1 protein-coding gene is annotated in these 228 nt (G+C 73.7%); it reads right to left on the bottom strand.

Annotated elements, in window-relative coordinates:
• Positions 1-228: chemotaxis protein CheB (locus KVT39_RS37765; RefSeq protein WP_306795645.1), on the bottom strand; the 228-nt coding region annotated here is incomplete at both ends.

The following is a 228-nucleotide window of genomic DNA, read 5'->3' as shown; positions in this document are numbered from 1 at the left end:
CGGCTCATGTCGGCGGGCGGCACAACCTGGCCCGCACCGCCGAGCGCGATCGCCTCGCGGGGCATCCCGAACACGATACACCCCGCTTCATCCTGCGGGAACGTGTAAGCGCCCGCGCGTTTCATTTCCAGCAGGCCGGCCGCGGCGGCGTGGCCCATCCCGGGGCGGGTCACGCCGATCGCGTTCCTGCCCGCATGCGTCGCCCCCGCGCGGGACAGCACGTGGACC

This window comes from Burkholderia sp. GbtcB21, assembly GCF_019091065.1.
Classification (GTDB): domain Bacteria; phylum Pseudomonadota; class Gammaproteobacteria; order Burkholderiales; family Burkholderiaceae; genus Burkholderia; species Burkholderia pyrrocinia_C.
Note: the sequence above shows the minus strand (reverse complement) of the source record. Positions and strands in the feature narration are given on the sequence as shown.